General features: G+C 68.7%; 7 protein-coding genes. 5 read left to right on the plus strand and 2 right to left on the minus strand.

All coding sequences use genetic code 11. The features are described 5' to 3' along the window. Positions 1–2: 2 nt before the first annotated feature. Positions 3–1,961 (plus strand): serine/threonine protein kinase, encoded by a 1,959-nt coding sequence (locus SYV04_RS33775; protein WP_321550117.1) that lies wholly within the window; start codon positions 3–5, stop codon positions 1,959–1,961. Between the two features lie 53 nt (positions 1,962–2,014). Here SYV04_RS33775 and SYV04_RS33780 read toward each other — a convergent pair whose 3' ends face one another. Continuing rightward, positions 2,015–2,443 (minus strand): ATP-dependent helicase HrpB, encoded by a 429-nt coding sequence (locus SYV04_RS33780; protein WP_321550118.1) that lies wholly within the window; start codon positions 2,441–2,443, stop codon positions 2,015–2,017. Between the two features lie 80 nt (positions 2,444–2,523). Between SYV04_RS33780 and SYV04_RS33785 the strand changes: the two genes are divergently transcribed. After that, complete coding sequence (locus SYV04_RS33785) at positions 2,524–3,600, plus strand: lipid A deacylase LpxR family protein (protein ID WP_321550119.1); 1,077 nt, start codon at positions 2,524–2,526, stop codon at positions 3,598–3,600. Here the strand turns inward: SYV04_RS33785 and SYV04_RS33790 are convergent. Further along, the gene (locus SYV04_RS33790) at positions 3,584–6,751 is read right to left on the minus strand and encodes a poly(A) polymerase (protein WP_321550120.1); all 3,168 of its coding nucleotides are present in this window, start codon (positions 6,749–6,751) and stop codon (positions 3,584–3,586) included. The genes SYV04_RS33785 and SYV04_RS33790 overlap by 17 nt on opposite strands. A 206-nt stretch (positions 6,752–6,957) precedes the next feature. Between SYV04_RS33790 and SYV04_RS33795 the strand changes: the two genes are divergently transcribed. The 3 genes from SYV04_RS33795 to SYV04_RS33805 all read left to right on the plus strand — a co-directional run bounded on the left by SYV04_RS33795 (position 6,958) and on the right by SYV04_RS33805 (position 17,666). Further along, positions 6,958–8,184, plus strand: coding sequence for a hypothetical protein (locus tag SYV04_RS33795; protein ID WP_321550121.1), 1,227 nt, complete (start codon positions 6,958–6,960; stop codon positions 8,182–8,184). 267 nt (positions 8,185–8,451) lie between these two features. Beyond that, on the plus strand, positions 8,452–11,466 hold the full coding sequence (locus SYV04_RS33800) for an HYR domain-containing protein (RefSeq protein ID WP_321550122.1): 3,015 nt from the start codon (positions 8,452–8,454) through the stop codon (positions 11,464–11,466). 344 nt (positions 11,467–11,810) lie between these two features. After that, positions 11,811–17,666 carry an Ig-like domain-containing protein gene (locus SYV04_RS33805; RefSeq protein WP_321550123.1) on the plus strand — a complete coding sequence of 1,952 codons (5,856 nt, stop codon included), beginning with the start codon at positions 11,811–11,813 and terminating at the stop codon, positions 17,664–17,666. The last annotated feature ends 31 nt before the right edge of the window (positions 17,667–17,697 follow it).

Genomic DNA, 17,697 nt, shown 5'->3' on the forward strand with positions numbered 1-17,697 from the left:
CCATGGATGTGGAAACGCTGATGGTGCATCCCGATGCGCTGAAGCCAGAGACGCTGGTCAGCGGCTGGCGCATCTTGGGTAGGTCCGGCAAGGGTGGCTTCGGCGCTGTCTACCGCGTCGAGGACGCCGCACGGCCCGGGGAGGTGTACGCGCTGAAGATGTCTCTACGGCTGGGAGACCCAAGAGCCGAGCGAGAGACGACGCTGCTGATGACGAAGGCGATGCACACCAACATCGTACGTATCCACGGCCACGGACGCTGGCCGCATCCGAAAGAGGGCTACCACTACATCGTCATGGACCATGTGGAGGGGCCCAACCTCATTGACTGGGTGGAGGGTACCAACCCCTCTTTCCATCAACTGGGCGCTGTGCTCGACAAGCTCGCTCTGGCGCTGGGCTTCTTGAATGAGCACGACGCCTGGCACCGCGACGTCAAGCCGGAGAACATCCTGGTGCGTTCCTCGGATGGCGAACCCATCCTGCTGGATCTGAGCGCCGGCGACTACGAAGGGGCGCAAACCCTGACTGAACAACCCCTGCCGCCGGGAACCCGGCATTGCCGTAGCCCGGAGGCGCTTCGATTCAATCAGCGCAACTGGGATCGCAAAGGGGTTCACTACGAATACAAGGCCACGGACGAACTGTACGCCCTGGGAGTCACTGCCTACCGTGCCCTGACGGGTCACTGGCCGTTTCCTCTGGAACTGCCACGAGAGGTGCTCGAAGACGTCATCCTGTGGCGGGTGCCTCCCTCACCCGAGACCGTCAACCGACGGGTGCCGCCGGAGCTGTCTGCCCTCGTCATGCGGCTGTTGGACAAGGATCCCGAAGCACGTCCCCAGAGTGGCCGGGAACTTCACGAAGCCGTAGTGGCCGCGTCCGCGTTTGGAGAGGCTGCGGTGTGGGAGGCGACCTGCTTCGAGTGGGAGAACGAGCCAGACGGGCTGCAGCGCCGCATCCGGCGACCGGAGCCACCTACGCTTCTTCCAGGTCCGAAGCCGCCAGCACCACCCAAGTCTGTGCCCTTTGCGTTGGCGACTGTTCCAGCCCCTGGCGGCGCTCTGCATGCGCAGGACGCTCCAGCTCTTGATCCTTCCTTCGCACGAGACGGTATCGCGCGGGAGAGAGCTCCTTCGCGAGCTGTTCCTGTGCCAGCGCGAGCATGGAGACGATGGGTGCTTCGCTTGGGGCTGATTTTGCTTCTGGGCGGAGGGCTGGCCCTGGGAGTGGTGTATTTCAGTCCTACCTTGCAAGTCGGGTTGCCATCATTCGCGAAGACTACCCATGAAGTGGCGAATTCGCCCGAGTCCCCCGATGCTAGGGAGGCCGCAGTACCGCCCTCGGCGGAAGCCACCCCTGCGGTCGTCGCGACCCCCGCGACGGGATCGGAGGAGCCCACTCCCGTGAAGACGAAGAAGGCCACCGGCAACAAGTCCGCGACTCAGCGGAAGTCTAAAAACCTCGAGAAAGCCGCTGCGGCGGTCGCGTGCCTGGAACTGAGTGCCGGCTGTGCCAGTACCCAGGTAAAGCCCTTTGAAGAAGTAGAGAAGTGCCCACCTGAGGCGCTTGCCGCGATGAAGAAGCTAGGCCTGAGACTGGGGAGTGCTGGGAATCTCGTGGTCGATGTCCAGCAGCCGGGTACATCGGGCGATACAGGGCGCTACCAGGACGGCCCTATTACGAGTGTCCTCTTGGGCGAGCCGACTGCAACCCTCCCAGCGGGGAGCCTGATCCTCGGTACGCTCTGGACGAGCAGTGGCAGGATCGACCGGTGGGGGGATGCGAAGGTCTATGGTCGCTATACGGAGGTGCGCACGCCGAACGGCCAGCGCTATCCCGTCTGTTTCACGCTGGGAGATGAGGACGGTGTTCCCCAGTTGGAGGGATCTCAGCCCGGTGCCGCTCTGCTCCCGCGCTCCGTGCCCTTCAAGATCGTCAAGCGCTACATCTTTGAGTGAGCTGACAGCTCGTGCCCCGGGTGTCCGACGCAGAGCCCGGGGCCGGGGAGCGGCTACACCTGGGTCTTCACCACGTCCTTGATTCCGGTGGTGGCCTTCTCGACGACCTTGCTCGTCAGGTCCAACTCCAGCGTGTACTTGTACATGGAGGCCTGTAGCGACAGTAGCTCCGCGTTCGAGAACGTCTTTCCCGAGGCGCTCGTCTCGATGAGCTTCTCCAGGCGCAGGTGCCCCGCCTCCAGCTCTCGTACGACGTGGGACACCAGGTTGGTCGTTGGCTTCTCCGTGCTGGCGACTGTCTCCACCGCTCGTACGGACTGGGCGGACTGTGGCTGGGCTGCTCCGCTCGTGGCCTGGGCCTTGTCCGCCAGTACCGCGTCGAACTTCGAGTCTCCCTGCTTGTTTGGCTGCGCCACCCCCTGATCCGGCAACGTCTGAAGCGCTCCCTGGGCGGCTGGCACGTTGATCATCGGGCCCGTCATCGCTCTGTCTCCTGGCGAAGTGTCTTCCAGCTGCCAGTATCCCCAGCGCACCTGACACCTCCCGGCGCTACACTGGCGGCATGCTGCGAGCCCTCGCGCTGCTCTCGTCCGTCCTGGCCCAGGCCCCTGCCGCCACTCCTCCGGCGGTGGACCCCAAGCTGCCCTTCGTCACGACCCTGCACCTCGAAAATGACGTGCTCGTCCAGAGCGACCGCTATTACTCGAACGGCATCCGCCTCGAACACCATGGCGAGTATGACGCCTGCCGCGAGCTGGCCCTAGCCCTCGGGTTCCCTGACTCGGTCGATCACCGCTACCCCTGCGGTGGCTCGCTCGCGCAGAACATGTACACCCCCAGCCGCATCGTCCCCAACGAAGGCGAGCTGCCCTGGCCCGACCCCAATGACCGCCCCTATGGCGGGTGGCTCCATGGCGGGTTGCTGTTCCAGCACCTCGCTGTCGATGAGGAGCCCACCGACTCCTCCCGGCTCACGCTTCAGGCCACCGTGGGAGTCATTGGTCCTCCCGCCGGAGCAGGCGTCGTGCAGCGGGAGTGGCACGGAGCGCTCAACAACATCTTCGGCCACGTCGTGGCCAGGATTCCCGTCGGCTGGGAGGCCCAGCTTCCCACCGAGCCCGCCTTCCACGTCTCCGCGCTGCGCGAACAGCCCCTGTTGTGGAGCCGCTACGTGGATGCCACCTGGTCCGCTGGCGCCATGGTGGGCACCGTCTTCACCAACGCCAGTCTCGGCGGCACCGTGCGCGCCGGCCTGCTCGCCCGGCCGTTCGGACTCGCGCCCATCATGCCCTCCGTTCGCAAGGCCAAGCGCGCCCGCGAGGAGGCCGAGGGCAAGGCTCCCGAGGTCTCCTCGACGCCGGACGTCCCGGAGCGCACCTTCGAGGCCTATCTCTTCGCCCGGGGGCAGGTGCGGTGGGTGGCGCGCAACCTGTTCCTGGATGGGACGTTCTTTCGCAAGAGCATCAGCGTTCGCAAGACGCCCTTCGTCGGTGACACCGACTTCGGCTTCGCCTTGCGCGGGAGCAAGTTCGAGTTCGACCTGAGCTTCGTCTTCCGCTCACAGGAGATGGCCGAGCCCCCAGACCCTCGGCTCTCCGGTCACCGCTTCGCGCGGCTTCAGCTCAGCTACTTCCACTGAGCTGCTCGTAGGGCGTGAGCCGCACCGAGAGCGTCGCGCTCGGGGGGCGATGGCTCCACGCCTGGAAGGACTCGCGGAACTCGTCCAGTGTGCGCGAGAGCGGGCTGCCAGCACGCACCGAGAGCGCCTCCGCGCCGTTCGCGCCCCTGGCGGCGAGGCCGATGGTGAAGGGGCCCTCTGGGTTCGTGTTCGGGAACGGTCGGGCGAAGAGCCTCCGGTCTCCCTCCAGTCGGTACACCAGTGCCGTGAGGTGTCCGAGCACCCAGCCCGCGGCCATCTCTCGCGCCTCGGACGTCTCGGCCTCGACGGTGACCTCCAGACGGGTGCTCAGGTCCTTTGCGAGGTCCACGGGCGTGAACAGTGCCTGCCAGGCTTCGGGGGTGCCTTCCTCGCGTGCCCGGTGGAGCAGGTCTTGTGCTCGGGCGAACTCCTCTCGGAGCACCTGCAGCGTCGAGCGCGACACGTTGCGCGCGGTGTTTCGCAGCGGCTGCGCGGGGGCGATGATCGGCATCAAATCCCTTTTCCCGTTCGGGCTGTAGCGCGCCGTCTCTGGCGTCAGTGTCACCGGCTGGGGCCACGGCCAGGCGGCGAATGTCTCGAAGAAGTGCGCCAGCTGGCGCTCCTCCGAGCTCGACGCCTCCCGAGGCGCTCGCACGCAGTCCCAGGCCACCAGCACCGCCCAGGACAGGCCTCCCAGGTAGCCCAGCGCGTGCGAGTACACACCGTGCGTCTTGGCCCATGCTCGCACCGCGCGCAGGACCGTGCGGAAGCGCTCCAGCCCCGCGCCCTCTCGTCCCACGACTTCGAGCAGCGCGTTCGTGTCAGCCCAGCCGTTGAGCGAGCGGAAGCCTGCCGTGTCCAGTTGCTCGCCGTGCTGGGTCAGCAGCTCCGCCGGCGGACAGGGCTCCACGCCCTCGGGACGGCTCGCGTAGGACACGTCGAAATGCACCCCGTCGAGCGTCAGCTTCACCATCGGAATGGCGGCGTCCTCCACGAAGCGTCCGCCCCCGAAGCCTTTCTGTCCGGACAGCTCGGCGAGGAGCGCTTTGGCGAAGCCTTCGCGTGACAAGTGCGAGGGGCCGATCGCGATCGCGTCCACATCGCTGCTCGCGCTGCCCGTTCCGAGCAGGTACGAGCCATAGGGGTGCAGCTCCAGCCCGAGCTTCGCGCACACCGCTTCGAGCCGGCTCACCGCCTGCGTGCGTTGCTGGCGGGACTCGGCGGACTCCCACTCCCCGCGCGCCTTCAGCATGGAACGCAGCGCCTCTCCGGACTCCCGAGTGGGAGCAGGGCTTCCCTCCGAGGGGGGACTGGAGGGCCTTGGCCCCTTGCCTCCACCGAGCGCCACGCGCCGACGCACCTCGAAGGGGTGGTCGCCGTGCCGGCTGATCAGGCACACCTCGCGCACCTCGAAGGTGAGCGGCTTCCAGTCTCGCTCCCACGCGGCGAAGGTGCGTCTGACCTCAGCGGGGCTGGAGCGCGGGAGCTGGCCGACGCTCAGGTGTGGCGTGAAGCCTCGCTCGGACTTCCGGCCCTGCTCGTCGCACTGTGGCAGCGCCGCCTCGAGCGCCGACTGCAAGGCTTCGAGCGCGCCGTGGGGATGGGCCTCCGGGCGGAGCCAGGCGGTCACACTCGAGCGCTGCTCGAAGGAGTCGAAGCTGGTGAGCGTCACCTGGAAGGGCTTCACGTCCCGGAGCGCCTCGGCGATGAGCGCCTCCGCCTCGGCGAAGTACTCATCCGGAACGAAGGGGTAGAGCAGCGTCACGTGTGGCATCCAGCGCAGGTAGGTCCGATCGTGTCGGGACCGGATCGCCTCGATGGGACTCCACAGCTCTTCCGGTGGAATGAGCACCACGGCCGCCTGATGTACCGGCGGCACCGAGAGTACCCGGGGGGGCCCAGCCGGCTCGGGCGCGGGCGCCGCTCGGGTCGGCGCACCTCGGAGCAGCGTGCAGCTCAGCCCGAAGTGGTCCGAGATGAAGAGCGGATCTCCTCCCGGCGACGGCTTGCCAGAGATGGGCGTCTCGCCGAAGAGGCTCACCTTTTGAGGCTTCAGTCGCCCCAGCGGTGAGCGCACCAGCATCCGGTCGAGGCGCTGGCTCCGCTGGGTGGTGGTGGTGAGCGCCGCCATGGCGTTGCGCGCCGGGTCGTACGTGTAGCCGGCTTCTCCCGGGCGCAGCGTGCTCCAGGCATCCGTGAAGCCCGCGTCCGCGAAGGCGTGGGCCTCGGGCGCGTCCTCGTCTCCCAGGTTGAAGTCGCCCATCAACAGGAGGTCGGGCGTCTCAGGCGCCTCATCAAACGTGCGCGCCCAGTCGTTGATCACCCGGACCTGCTTGGCCCGCATGCCGATGCCCGCGGCGTCCCGGCTGCTCGTCAGGTGCAGCGTGGCCACCCACAGCGGACCGCCGCGCAGCGAGAGTTCGCCGGCAATCACCCGCTTGTCGCGCGAGAAGACGCACTGGTTCAGCGTGGTGAAGGGGAAGCGGGAGAGGAGGACCTGGCCGTAGGGCGTCACCGTGGTGGCGGCCGGTCCCTCCGAGAGGAAGAAGTGCTCGCGCACCCAGGGGGCCTCGAGCAGCGCGGAGAGGAAGGGCCCGGTCACTTCCTGCAAGGCCAGGACATCCGCGTCCACCGAGCGCAGGAGGGAGAGGGCCGCTGCGGTACGTCTCCGGGTGTCGAGCAGCTCCGGGTCGTACAGGTCGAAGAGGACGTTGAAGGAGGCGACCGTGAGCTCCGCGAGGGAGGGCAGGGGCTCGGAGTCGCTGGCGCCCCTCAGGGCTTCTACCCAGGCTCCTGTGCGCGCGTCGTAGCGGTAGGAGGGAATCGGGGTGAAGCGCGGTGTCTCGTGGTGGGCGTGGTGATGCGAGGGCGGTGGGGGTGGCGGCGCGGGCTCTTCCGCGGCCGCCGGGGCCAGCGTCGCCAGGGTGTCGATGCGTTTGCGCCGGTCCCACACCACCTCGGGGCCTCGGCGGAAGTACCAGACGCGGTGCCAGGGAATCTCTCCGTCCGGGACGAAGGCCTCGAAGGGCATCTCCTCCATCTCCTCGGAGTGCGCGTCGTAGCCGATGACGAACTCGCGCGCGTCGAGCCGAGGGTCCCAGCGGATGCGGTGGTACACCTCGCGGCTCGTCGTGAAGCGTTCCTGAGACATGACTGCGGCCCTCGGGAAGGGGAGAGGACTCGGCGCGACCTCGGTTTCCGGACCGGTATACGCCGAGCATGCCGGGGAGGGGGCCTCCCGAGCGCCGCTCATGACGCCTCTTGCGTATGGGGGCTGACATCTCGCCGCCTCCAGGGCTTCGAGGGCGTTCATACTGGGAGGCGCCTCGGGCACGCTGCCCTCCAGGAGGTCTCACCGTGTCGCGGATCCATGTCGCGGGGAAGGTCGTGCTGCTCGGGGCGGTGCTGGCCATGCCAGCCTTCGCCCAGGAGAAGGGGGACAAGGATGTGTGCGGCAGCCGTCCCCGCTGCGAGGTGAAGGACTCCACCCCCGCGCTCAAGGGTCATACAGTGGTGGAGCTGGCGCTCGGGCCCCGTGACCCGGAGGAGGGCGCCGAGTGCGAGCAGCGCGAGTGGTGGCTGCGACGCCCCGATAAGTCCGTGGTGAAGCTCCTCGACGCCTGCAACGACGGGTATGGCGCCGCCGGCATGGGCGAGGACGAGGTGGCCATCGACGGCAACCGCTTCACCGCCACCCGCAGCGGCGGCTCCAACTGGCGCTGGTCCAACACCGTCGTGGCCCAGCTCTCGCCCCTGTCGCTGCTGCGGGAAGAGCACCGCACCTTCGCGACGGTGTCTCCCGAAACCTCCGAGTCGCGCTTCGACTTCGTCACCTTCGAGAGCCGGGTGAGCCGGCAGGTGGCCGACTGCAAGCTGGACCCCGGAGACGTCTCCCCCGACAGCGACACCACCTCGACGGAGGCTTCCGTGCTGCCGCGCGTCGAGCTGCCCGCCGACTTCCTCCAGGAGGGCTGGAAGCGCACCGGGCTGGGGCGCTGCTCGGCTCGGAGTGGCTTCGTGCTCCTGGGCAAGCCGCAGGACAAGGTGGAGGCCGATGCGCACCTCCTGGCGGTGCTCGCCCAGGACAACGTGCTCTTCCTCGAGGTGAGCGACGACACCTGGACCGGGCCCAGCGCCAAGTGGCTCGCCGATGATCATGTCGAGCTGTGGCTGTCTCCCGAGGGCCCGGAGGCCGCCGACCCGTGCGAACGCAGCGGCAAGGACGTGGGCCTGGTGCAGTGGGCCATTCGCATCGCCGATGGCAAGGTGTTCCCCGCCTATGGAGATCCGAAGCCCCCGCTGCAGGCCGAGGTGGTGCGCGAGGCCGGCCGCGCCCGGCTCAAGGTGAAGCTCCCCTCCGAGGTGCGCGCCCTCTCCGCTGTGTACAGCGACAGCGACGCGGGCAAGAAGCAGGAGCTCCTGGTCGCCACCAGCCAGGTCCAGTTCGGCCGCGCCGCCACGCTCTCTCCCGTGCGCGAGTTCGAACGCGCCGAGCTCTCCTGTCAGCTCAAGGGCGCCGAGCTCACCCCCGTGCCCGCCGAGCTGCGCCCCGCGTCCGGAGAGTCCGCGCTCTCGGTCGAGTGAACCCCACGCCTCACGCCCAGTGACGCGCCACGCGCCCCCGGTGCGATGGGTGCAGCTACGGCTGCGCCCCACATCCGGTGCCGTGACCGCTCAGGCGCTACACCCGCGCCGTAGAAGTCCGCGCCCGCCGCCTTTCTTCCCCACACAGCACGGCAAAACGCGCTCATTCGTTTTTTCTTGGATCCCAAGGAAATGGGCTGTCTCAAGATCCCGAGTGTTGAACAGTCGCAGTAAGCCGGGAATCCCCGAATGAGAAGGAGACGCGACATGAGTCATGGACGCGGGATCCGTGGAATCGCAGCAGTCGTCGTACTGGCAACAGGAGGTGGGTGCAGCCTCATCGATTCGGAGGACGGCTCGGGCGCGCGTGGCGCCGGCAACCTCTCGGACACGTGCCAGGTCGTTCCGCCCTTTACCCCGAACTTCCAGCCCGAGCTCCAGTGGGAGTGGACGGGCAGCACGCTGGCCCCCGAGTTCAAGCAGGTGATGATGACGCCCATCGTCGTGGAGGTGAACGGCGACGGCATCCCCGACGTGGTCTTCAGCACCTTCGCCGGCAACGACTGGCGCGAGGGCGTGCTGCGCGCCATCAGCGGCGATGACGGGCATGACCTCTGGGCCTCCATGGATCCGGCCCACCGCATCAAGGCCGCCGCCAGCATCGCCGCCGGCGACATCGACAACGACGGCCTGGTGGAGATCTGTGGCATCCCCCACAACGGTCGCGGAATCATCTGTTACGAGAACGACGGCACCTTCAAGTTCCGCTCGGCCGAGGACGCCTTCGACTACAACGAGTGGGGCGGCCCCTCGCTGGCGGACCTCGACGGTGATGGCACCGTGGAGATCCTCGACGGCAACCGCGTCTACAGCAACACGGGCGCGCTGAAGTGGGTGGGCTCCGATGGCATGGGCGGCGCCCAGTACACCGGCCCCGTCTCCTTCGCCGCCGACATCGACCAGGACGGCACGCAGGAGCTCGTCAACGGTCGCTCCATCTACAACCCCGACGGCTCGCTCCACTGCGCCAACACGGACATCCCCCACGGCTTCGCGGGCGTGGGCAACTTCGATGGCGACATCCAGGGTGAAGTCGTCGTCTCGGGCCACGGCAAGGTGAGCCTGATGGATGACAACTGCGCCCTGAAGTGGAGCATCGACATCCCCGGCGGCTGCGCCAACGGCTGCGGCGGCGCGCCCACCATCGCCGACTTCGACAATGACGGCACCGTCGAGGTCGCCGTCGTCGGTGACAACGCCATCTCCATGCTGGAGACCAACGGCACCGTGAAGTGGACGAGCACCATCCAGGACTGGAGCTCGGGCAAGTCGGGCTCCTCCGCGTTCGACTTCGAGGACGACGGGCAGATGGAGCTGCTCTACGCCGACGAGGTGTCGCTGCGCATCTACAACGGCGCCACCGGCCAGGTGCGCTTCGAGACGCGCCACAGCACCGGCACCACCCACGAGAGCCCCATCATCGCCGACGTGGACGGTGACTTCGCCGCCGACATCGTCGTGGCCACCAACAACACCGCCTATCCGCCCTACAACGGCATCCGCGTGTACCACGACCGCCTCGAGGGCTGGGCGCGCACCCGCCGCATCTGGAACCAGTCGGCCTACTCCATCACCAACGTGAACAATGACGGCACCATCCCCGCTCACCCCGTCAGCCACTGGCTCAAGCCCCGCCTCAACACCTTCCACTCCAACGTCGCCAACTACTTCGGCGACGGCGAGAGCCCCTACGCCGCTCCGGACATCACCGTCTCCGAGCTGAGCGCCGCGTGCTCCGAGTCCTCGCTCAACATCAGCGCGCAGATCGTCAACCAGGGCGATACCCCCGTGGCCGCTGGCCTCAAGGTGTCCTTCTACCGGGGCAATCCCGCCTCCGGCGGCACGCTGCTCGGGGTGACGACGCTGACCTCCGCCATTCCCGTCGATGGCTTCGCCCCCGTCCTGCTGTCGGTGGGGGCCCAGCCGGTGGGCGGCGCCAACCAGATCTTCGTCGTCGCCGATGACGACGGCTCCGGCTCGGGCCGCGATACCGAGTGCGATGAGACCAACAACGGCGCCTCCGCCGAGGTGGACGTCACCTGCGGCGCTCCGCCGACCAGCGTGCCGCCCGTGGCCATCTGCCAGAACGTCACCGTCAACGCCAACGCCCAGTGCCAGGGCTCCGGCGACGTGAACAACGGCAGCCATGATCCGGACGGCCAGCCCGGTCCGTTCACCGTCACCCAGGCGCCCGCCGGCCCGTTCGGTCTGGGCAGCCACCCCGTCACGCTCACCGCCAACGACGGTGCCGCCAGCGCCCAGTGCGTCGGCACCGTCACCGTGGTGGACGTCACCCCGCCCGCCCTGAGCTGCCCCGCCTCGCAGACCGTCGACACGTGTGACGCCGACGGCGTGGCGGCCACGTTCCAGGCCTCGGCCACCGACAACTGCGGCCCGGCCCCCGTTACTTGCTCGGCCGCCTCGGGCGCCACCTTCCCGCTGGGCCAGACGGCCGTCAGCTGCAGCGCGGCGGATGGCTCCGGCAACATGGCCTCGTGCAGCTTCAACGTCACCGTGCGCCCGGAGACCACGGCTCCGTCCATCTCCTGCCCCGCTCCCATCGTCATCAACGCGTGCGTGGAGGGCGGCCCGGTGGCTCACTTCAACGTGGGCTCCAGCGACAACTGCGGCGCGCCGAGCGTCACCTGCTCGCACGCCTCGGGCTCCACCTTCCCCGTGGGCCAGACGGTCGTCACCTGCACCGCCACCGACACCCTGGGCAACACCGCCGCGTGCAGCTTCGACGTGACGGTGAACAGCGAGGGTGAGGGCGCTCCTGTCCCCGGCGCGTCCCTGGGCAATGAGATCTGGCCCCCCAACCACAAGTACGTGGACCTCACGCTCGCCGACTGCGCCGCCCCCGCGCAGGACACCTGCGGTGGTTCGCTGCCCGCGGACCAGTACGGCACCATCCTGCGGGTCTCCTCGGACGAGGTGGAGGACGCGAATGGCAACGGCGATGGCCGCACCTGCGATGACATCACCATCGCCGCGAACGGTAAGGCCTTCAAGGTGCGCGCCGAGCGCGAGGGCACCGGTGACGGCCGCGTCTACACCGTCCACTACGCCATCAACGGCCCGGGCGGCACCGCCCAGAGCAACTGCCGCGTGTTCGTGCCGCACGACCAGTCCGGCAACCACGCGGTCATCGACAGCGGCGTGAAGTTCTGCGTCGGCCAGGGCTGCCCGGCGGGCACCGGCGGCAGCGCGCTCTGCAACTGAGGCGCGTCGTCTGCTGAGTGAGTGAGTGAGGGCCCGGGGCCGACTGGCGGCTCCGGGCCCTTTGCTTTGAGGAGCCTGGCTCGGAGTGCGTTCGCGGAGTGTGCCTACGACGCTTACGGCCTCACGTAGGGTATGGCTGGGCGGCCGAACGAGCAGGGCTGATCAGCACAGAGTCCGGAAAGCGCTGGAAGAGCAGCGGAGCGAGCGATTTTCGCGCCTTCCACGCCTCGGGGATGGCGGGTTTGTAGGTGTTCCTGCTCAGTCATCCTGTCGGGTAGAAAACAGGAGTTCCCGCGCTGCTGCCCCAGGCGCGGATCCCTCATCTCTCCCGCCTCGAGCCATCTATGTCCCTTCGTTCCCCGTCGCTCAGCTGGTGCCTGACTCTGGGCACCCTCCTCGTGGGACTCACCTTCGGCTGCGGTGACAGTGCGCAGCCGCCCATTCCTCCTCCTTCCAAGCAGCTGCCGGATGCCGCCAAGTCCAGCGTGGAGCTGAGCCGTACCTCCAACGTGCGGGCCGACGGTGCCGACGAGGTCTCCATCACCGTCACGGTGCGCAAGGGGGACGGCGTGGTGATGGCGGACCGCACGGTGATGTTGGAGGTGTCCGGCGAGGGCAACACGCTCAGGCCCGCCTCGGGCAAGACGAACACCGAGGGCGTGATGACGGCGAAGCTGGTGTCCACCCGCGGGGGCGCCAAGCAGGTGACGGCCCGGGTGCAGACCGACGGCGAGCCGGTGGTGCTCAGCTCGCGGCCCACCGTCGAGTTCGTCGCGCTGCAGCCCAAGAAGCTGGCCTTCACCGCCATGCCCCTCGAGGCCACCGCGGGCGCGCTCATGAGCCCCGTGCTCGAGGTGTCCATCCAGGACGAGACCGGGGCCACGGTGCGAGAGGTCGTGGGCACCGTCACGCTGGAGCTGGCCTCGGGCCCCGGCGGCGGACAGCCCGAGGGTTCGCTCACCGTCAGCGCGGTGGACGGCGTGGCGCGCTTCCCCGAGCTCCTCTTCAAGAAGGCGGGCACGGGCTACTCGCTGCGGGCCACCTCGGGTGCGCTGACGGCGGCCACCTCTCCGCTCTTCGATGTGGTGCCCGCCGCCGCGAGCGTGCTGGAGCTCAGCGGGCTGCCGGCCAGCATGACCGCCGGCGACACGACCAGCGTCGACGTGACGGTGAAGGACGCGTTTGGCAACCTGGCCACCAACTACCGGGGCACGCTGCGCTTCAGCTCCACCGACGGCTTTGCGCCGATGCCCGCCGAGCACACCTTCACCGAGGCCGACGCGGGTCGGAAGACCTTCACCGGGCTGTCCCTCCAGCGCGCGGGCACCCAGCGGGTGACGGTGACCGACTCCGTCAACCCGGGCCTCACGGTCGAAGCGGAGGTGCAGGTCGGGGCCGCGGCGACCTTCCGGATCCTCTTCAACCGGCACCCGCTCAGCCGCTTCTCCGTACGCGCTGCGATGTCCGAGGTCGAGGTGATCTTCCTCGACCGCTTCGAGAACGTCACGGCGGTCAGTGGGCCCGCCGTCAGTCTGGCCCTCAACCCCGCAAGCGGGGTGCTGGGTGGCACGACGACGCTCTCCCCAGTGGATGGCAGGGCCTCCTTCACCGACCTGAGCGTTACGCATGAGGGCACCGGCTACACCCTCGTCGCCACGGCCGGCACGTTCAACAGCGCCACCAGCAGCGCGTTCAACATCGTCGACGACGTGGCCCCGGCCGCGCCGCAGCTCAGCCAGGGCACCACCGCTCCCACCAGCATCGAGGTGCGGTGGACCGCCGTGGGCGATGACGGCGTGCTGGGCACCGCCACGAGCCAGGAGCTGCGCTACTCCGCCTCCAACATCGTCTCGGACGCGGACTTCGCCGCGGCCACGCCGGTGGCGACGGGCACGCCCCAGGCCGGCGGCAGCGCGGAGCAGGCCACCCTCACCGGGCTCACCCCGGGCTCCAACTACTATGTGGCCCTGAAGGTGACGGACAGCGCGGGCAACTCGGTGCGCTCGGCCACCCTGCCCGTGTCCACGCCCAACCCCACCGTCACCCAGCTCGTCTTCACCGTCCAGCCGGTCGATACCGCCGCGGACTCGGTCCTGCCGGAGCTGAAGGTGGCGCTGCGTGACATCAACGGAGACACCGTGACCTCGGCCACCTCGGCGGTCACCCTGACCCTGCGGGGCGGCCCCACGCTCACGCGCACGGTGAACGCCGTGGCCGGCGTGGCCTCCTTCCCCGGTCTGAGCATCACCACCGCGGGCACTGGCTACTTCTTCGAGGCCACTGTCGGGGGCACGGTGCCGACGGCGCAGAGCAACGCGTTCGCCATCCTTCCTGCGGCCGCGAACCACCTGGAGCTGGTGGGCCTCGTGGCGCCTGTCGGCGCGGGCCAGCCGGGCTCCGTGCAGGTGACGGCGTATGACGCGTTCAACAACATCGCCTCCGGCTACCGGGGCACGGTGCGCTTCACGTCCAACGACGCCGCCGCCACCCTGCCCGCCGACTTCACCTTCGCCGCCGGGGATGCGGGCCGCAAGGTGTTCACCAATGGCGTGGTGCTGCGCACCGCTGGCAGCCGCACCGTCACCGTGGCGGACACCGTCAACGGGACGCTGACCGACTCGCTCACCGTGGACGTCGTCAACGGCGCGGCGACGCAGCTCGTGCTCACCGCGTCCGCCGCCTCCGTCACCGCCGGCAGCCCCTTCTCCCTTGAGGTGACGCTGCGCGACAGCGCCGGCAACATCGCCATCGACTACACGGGCACCGTCTCCTTCACCTCCACCGAGACCAACGGGGTGATTCCGTCCGACTACACCTTCACCGCGCTGGATGCGGGCCAGAAGACCTTCAGCAACGTGGAGCTGCGCACCGCCGGGCCCCAGTCCATCACCGCGCGGGACATTGGCAACGCCAGCCTCACGGACACCGAGTCGCTCACCGTGAACGCGGCGGCCGTGGTGAGCCTGGCCTTCTCCGCTCCGGCGAACGCCACCGCGGGCACCGCCTTCAGCGTCACCGTCAGCGCCATCGACACGTTCAACAACGTCGTCTCCGGCTACACCGGCACCGTGAGCTTCAGCTCGGATGACACTCAGGCCACGCTGCCGGCCAACTACACCTTCACCCCGGGCGACGCGGGCAGCCGCATGTTCAGCGCCACCTTTGGCACCGCGGGCACCCAGCCGCTGCGCGTCAGCGACGGCACGCGCAACGCCAGCGCCAGCATCCTCGTGGCGCCCGGCGCCGCCACGCGCCTGGCGCTCACCGGGCTGGAGGCCTCGCTCACCGCGGGCACGTCGGACTCCGTCGACGTCACGGCGTATGACGCCTTCAACAACGTGGCCACTGGCTACACCGGCACTGTGCGCTTCACCTCCACGGACCCCGCCGCCGTGCTGCCGCCGAACTACACCTTCACCGCCTCTGACTCGGGCACCCAGCCCTTCCTCGTCGAGCTGCGCACCGGCGGGCCTCGCGTCATCGCCGTGACGGACACGGGCAACGCCGCGCTCACGGACGACGAGCAGACGAACGTCGTCGCCGGCAGCCCCGCGAAGCTCGTGTTCTCCCAGCAGCCGACGAACGGCACCGTGCGCAGCACGCTGAACCCGGTCAGCGTGACGCTGGTGGATGCCTACGACAACACCACCACCGCGACGGCTCCCCAGGTCACGGTGTCCCTGCTGGGCGGTGGCGGCAATGCCACCCTGAGCGGCACGCGCACCGTGTCCCCGGCGGGCGGCGTGGCGACCTTCAGCGCGCTCTCCATCGACCAGGAGGCCACCGACTTCCAGCTCGCGGCGAGCGCCGATGACCTCATCGGTGCGACCAGCACCGTGTTCACCGTCGTGGACAACCTCTCGCCGGACCTGGTGGTGATCACCGCGACCCAGTCTTCCGCCACCAGCGTCACGGTGGCGTGGATGGCGGTGGGCGATGACGGCTCCCTGGGCCGGGCCTCCAGCTATCAGCTGCGGTACTCGACCTCTCCCATCAACAGCGAGACGGACTTCGCCTCCGCCACCGAGTTCCCCACGGGGGCGCCGCAGAACCCGGGCACCTCGGAGTCCGTGTTGGTGACGGGCCTGACCCTGGATAACGACCTCTACTTCGCCCTCAAGGTCCTCGACGGAGCCGGAAATTTCAGCCGCTCCGAGGACGTCATGGTGGGCGGGAGCGGGCCGTGCTCGGGGGTGACGTGTACTCCGCCGGCGACGACCTGTTCGGCCGATGGCACCTCGGTGGTGAGCTACACCTCCGCCTGCCAGGAGGACACGGGCACGTGCCAGGACACGCCGACCACCACGCGCTGCCAGTCGTATGAGACGTGCAGCACCGGGGCCTGCGTGCCGGTGACGCCGGGCAGCCAGGCGGGGCAGATCCTCATCAGCGAGTTCAGCGCCCTGGGCTCGGAGTTCATCGAGCTGCACAACACCACGGGCGTCCCCCTGGATGTGCATGGCTTCACCCTGCGCAACGCGGCGGGGCAGATGGTGACCCTCCGCGCTGTCACGGACCCGAACGGCACGGCGGGCACGCCGGTGACGATCGGCGCCACGGGCTACCTCTATGGCGTGGCCAATCCCTCCGGGGCGATTCCTCCGGGCGTGGGCTTCGTCTATGGCGATCCGGGCACGAGCTTCGCCCTGGCGGACACGGGCGACGCGCTGGCGCTCTACTCGGCGGCTCCGGCGGGCAACTTGCAGGACGCGGTGGACTTCCGCTCCTTCGTCACCAACCCGGACGTGCCACTGACGGCGGCGGACTTCGTGGGCTTCGCGGGTAGCTCCACGCAGCTCGACCTGAGCGGCACGACGGCGGGAGGCAACGACACGGCCACCAACTGGTGCGTGAGCTTCTACGAGGCGGGCCAGCGCGGCTCGCGCATCACCCACAGCCGGGGCGGTGCCAACGGCAGATGCAAGGTGGCTGTCATCAACGAGCTGTTCATCGATCCCTCGGGCGGGGACGACGGCAAGGGCTTCATCGAGATCGCCGGGCCGGGCGGCTCCGTCATCGGCGGCGCGAGGCTCATCGACGTCGAGGGCAAGGGCGCGCAGGCGGGCCAGCCCAACACTGCGGTGAGCTTCACCTTCCCCGCAGGAACCCGTATCCCTGCGGACGGCATCCTCCTGGTCGCCGATGCGGCTTTGAGCGGCGTAACCTTGGTGCCCAACTTCGTCAACGGCGTGGATGTGAAGACGGCCACGCTGGATCCGGAGAACAACGGTGGCGACAGCATCCAGCTTGTCTCCGCGGCGATTCCGGCGACCCTGTTGGATGCGGTGGGCTATGACCCCGCGGGGGCCAACCTGGACACGAACGTGGCCAGCAATGGCCTGGCGATGTACGAGGGCGCCACGGCGTTGTACCTGGGGCCGAACGGCAACTCGACCGTGTCCCTGGTCCGCTCGCCCAACAGCACAGACACGGATAACAACCGCAACGACTTCCGGTCGGATCCGTCGTCGACGCCTGGGCTGCCCAATGACACGATCAACCTCACCGTGACGGGCATGACGCCCGATGACGCTCCCAGCATCGCGGCTTCGACCGTCGTCACCGTGATGGGCACGGACTTCGGGCCGGGCATGAGGGCGAGGTTCGGGACCGGGGCGGAGGGCCCCTGCACCGTGTTGGGGCCGACCGAGGCCACCTGCACCGCCGCGGCGGGCAGCGCCACCCCGACTCGGGTGGATGTGCTTTTCAAGAACAACGTGGCCATCGGCACGCCGGACCTGACGGTGGGCAACGCCTTCACCTTCACCGGCAGCCTCAACGAGACGGGCAACACGGATGAGGCGGACTACTGCAACCTCCAGTTCCCCGCCAGCTTCACGGTGACGACGGGACAGGCGACGCCGTTCCTCTACGGCCAGCTCTACGAGGCGGGCGTCACGGATGGCGGCGGTGCGCCCGCGGGGTGGATCGCCGAGGTGGGCTATGGGCCGACGGCGTCGAGCCCGCTGACCACCAACACGTGGCGGTTCTTCTCGGCGGTCCACAACACGCAGGTGGGCAACAACGACGAGTTCGTGGGCTCGTTCGTGGCGCCGGCGGCCGGGAGCTACTCGTACACGTTCCGGTTCAGCTCCGATAACGGGATTCGCTGGACCTACTGCGACCTGAACGGGGCGGGCTCGAACACTGGCGTCGACTTCCAGACCACTCAGCTCGGTGCCATGACGGTCAGCAACTAGGTCGGGCCGAAGGGCCCGGGAGCCCGGCCGG

The sequence above is a fragment of the Hyalangium ruber genome, from assembly GCF_034259325.1.
GTDB lineage: Bacteria > Myxococcota > Myxococcia > Myxococcales > Myxococcaceae > Hyalangium_A > Hyalangium_A rubrum.